3 protein-coding genes and 1 tRNA gene are annotated in these 2908 nt (G+C 70.6%); 3 read left to right on the forward strand and 1 reads right to left on the reverse strand.

Features of this window, described 5'->3' with window-relative positions; genetic code table 11:
• The 3 genes from JNL41_RS20165 to JNL41_RS20175 form a co-directional block, all read left to right on the forward strand.
• On the forward strand, positions 1-885 hold an 885-nt coding region (locus tag JNL41_RS20165), incomplete at its 5' end, for an SDR family oxidoreductase (RefSeq protein WP_293477969.1).
• Positions 886-987: 102 nt separating this feature from the next.
• The gene (locus JNL41_RS20170) at positions 988-1629 is read left to right on the forward strand and encodes a TetR/AcrR family transcriptional regulator (RefSeq protein WP_293477970.1); all 642 of its coding nucleotides are present in this window, start codon (positions 988-990) and stop codon (positions 1627-1629) included.
• A gap of 66 nt (positions 1630-1695) precedes the next feature.
• Positions 1696-2676: an NADPH:quinone oxidoreductase family protein gene (locus JNL41_RS20175; protein WP_293477971.1), complete on the forward strand. Its 981-nt coding sequence runs from the start codon at positions 1696-1698 to the stop codon at positions 2674-2676.
• 81 nt (positions 2677-2757) lie between these two features.
• Here JNL41_RS20175 and JNL41_RS20180 read toward each other — a convergent pair.
• Positions 2758-2832 (reverse strand) — tRNA-Gly (locus JNL41_RS20180).
• Positions 2833-2908 lie beyond the last annotated feature (76 nt).

A 2908-nucleotide genomic window follows, 5' to 3' on the forward strand; every position in this document is an offset into this window, starting at 1 on the left:
ATGAAGGGCCAGCGCATCCTGATCACCGGCGGCGGCACGGGCCTGGGCAAGGTGATGGCCGAGGCGTGCGTGCTGCTGGGCGCCGACGTGGTGATCTGGGGCCGCCGCGGCGACGTGGTCGCCGCCACCGCCGACGAGATCAACGACGCCCACGCCGCCGCCTCCGGCGGCCGCTGCACCGGCATGGCCACCGACATCCGCGTGCCCGAGGCGATCCACGACGCCATGGACGAGGTCTGGGCGGGCGGCGTGCTCACGGGCCTGGTCAACAACGCGGCCGGCAACTTCATCAGCCGCACCGAGGACCTGTCGCCCCGCGGCTTCGACGCCATCGCCAACATCGTCTTCCGGGGCTCGTTCAACGTGACCCTCGACGCGGGCAAGCGCTGGCTGGCCGAGGGCAAGCATGCCTCGGTGGTCTCGATCCTGACCACCTGGGTGTGGCACGGCGGGCCGTTCACGGTACCGAGCGCCATGTCGAAGGCCGGCCTGAACGTGATGACCCAGTCGCTGGCGGTGGAGTGGGGCAACCGCGGCATCCGCTTCAACGCGATCGCGCCCGGCCCCTTCCCGACCGAGGGCGCGTGGGCCCGCCTGAACCCCGGCTCGACCGAGGCCACCAGCGGCGGGACGCAGAAAGCCGACCCGACCATTCCGCTGAACCGCAACGGCGAGATGCGCGAGCTGGCGAACCTGGCCGTCTACCTGCTGGATCCGGGCTCGGCCTATGTGAACGGCCAGACCATCGCCATCGACGGCGGCGGCCACCTGCGCGGCGGCGGCGGCTTCAACCGCCTCGCCGAGTGGGGGGACGCGGAATGGGAGGCGGCCCGCGACTCCATCAAGGCCAGCAACGAGAAGGACCGCGCCCAGCGCACGGTCTGACCGGCGCTCCTCGCGGGTGACGCAAACGTAAACCCGCTTGGCTGAGCGTACGGCGCATTCTAATATGACGCCCGTCAGGTTTCGGGGGCGAGTCGAGAGTTCATGTCGCAGGTCGCTTATCTTCCCACCGCCAAGATGCCCGGCGGAAAGCGGGAGCAGACGAAGGTCCAGAACCGCCAGTCCATTCTGGACGCGGCGCGCGAAGTGTTCGGCGAACTCGGCTACGAGGCGGCCACGGTGCGCGACATCATCCGCCGCACCGGCCTCGCAGCCGGCACCTTCTACAACTACTACCGCTCGAAGGAGGAGGTGTTCGCCGCCCTCGCCGACGACGGTGCGCGGCGGTTTGCCCCGATCCTGAAGGACCTGCGCGGCAAGGGCGGGACGATCGAGCTCTTCGTGCGCGAGGCCATCGTCGCCTATTTCGAGTTCATGGCCGACGAGCATGTGAGCTGGATGGCGCGCCGGCCCGCCGGCGAGATGCAGCCGCACGTGCATGGCGAGACGCCCGAGATGGCGGCCGTGTTCGCCGAGGTGAAGGACGCCATCGAGCACGCCATCATCGAGGGCCGCGGCCCGGTCTCCGACAGCGACTACATGGCCGCCGCCGCCATCGGCGTGGCCCGCGAAGTCTGCGAGCGGATGCTGATGCGCCGGCCGATCGACACGGCCGCGGCGGCCGACTTCGCCGCCGAGATGATCCTGCACGGGCTGAAGGGCCTGCCGGGCGCCGGGCAGCACTGAGGCTGGCCTGCCCCCGCGTGAGGCAGGCTTAGGTCGCGCCCAACGAGAACCCGCGAGGTCGGACCGATGCGCGCCCTGGTCGTCGAAGAACTCAAGCCCGACTACGCCGGCGTCCACATCCGCGAGCTGCCCACGCCCGATCCTGGACCGGGCGAGGTGCGGATCCGGGTCCGCGCCGCGGCGGTGAACTTCCCCGACCTCATGCAGACCCGCGGCGAGCACCAGCACAAGCCGCAGATCCCGTTCGTGGGCGGCATGGAGCTGGCCGGCGAGATCGACGCCCTGGGCGAGGGCGTCACCGGCTTGGCGGTGGGCGACGCGGTGTGCGGCGGCGGGCGCGGCGGCTTCGCGGAGTTCGCGATCCTGCCCGCGGCGACCCTGCGCAAGAAGCCCGAGCGGCTCTCCTTCGCCGAGGCCGCAGGCTATCCGGTGGCGTACCTCACCGCCTACGTGGCCTTCAGCCGCTGCGGGATGGTGCAGCCCGGCGAGTGGGTGCTGGTGCATGGCGCCGCCGGCGGCGTCGGGCTGGCGGCCGTCGACTACGCCAAGGTGCTGGGCGCCAGGGTGATCGCGGCCTCGGCCTCGGACGAGAAGCTGGCGATCATCGAGAACGAGTACGACGTCGACGCCACCGTGAACGTCACGCGGGGCTTTCGCGAGCGGGTGAAGGAACTGACCGGCGGGCGCGGCGCGGACGTGATCTACGATCCCGTGGGCGGCGACGTCTTCGACGAGTCGATCCGCTGCATCGCCTTCGGCGGCCGCATCCTGTCGATCGGCTTCACCAGCGGCCGGCTGCCGGTGCTGCCGGTCAACATCGCGCTGATCAAGGGCTTCTCGGTCCACGGCGTGCGCGCCGGCGAGTACGGCCGCCAGAACCCCGCCCGGGGCCGCGAGAACAACGAGGCGATCTGGAAGCTGGCGGAAGAGGGCAAGGTCCGCCCCCGCGTGGACCGCGAGCACCCGCTGGCGGAATGGCGCGAGGCCTTCGAGACGCTGGCCCAGCGCAAGGTGGTGGGCAAGACCATCATCCGGCCCGACCTGTAGGGCCCGCGCGCAACGCATCCCCCAGGGACCTCCCGGGCCCGACCTGCCTGCCGGAACGTCTGTCTGAAATCGGCCAGATGTTGGAGCGGGTGAGGGGAATCGAACCCCTGACATTCAGCTTGGGAAGCTGACGTTCTACCTCTGAACTACACCCGCGCCGCCGGGATCGCTCCGGAGGGCGATCCCTTAGCGGGTCTTGATCCGGCCGTCGAGGCGATGGGCTCAGATGAGC

The sequence above is a fragment of the Phenylobacterium sp. genome (genome assembly GCF_016793285.1).
GTDB lineage: Bacteria > Pseudomonadota > Alphaproteobacteria > Caulobacterales > Caulobacteraceae > Phenylobacterium.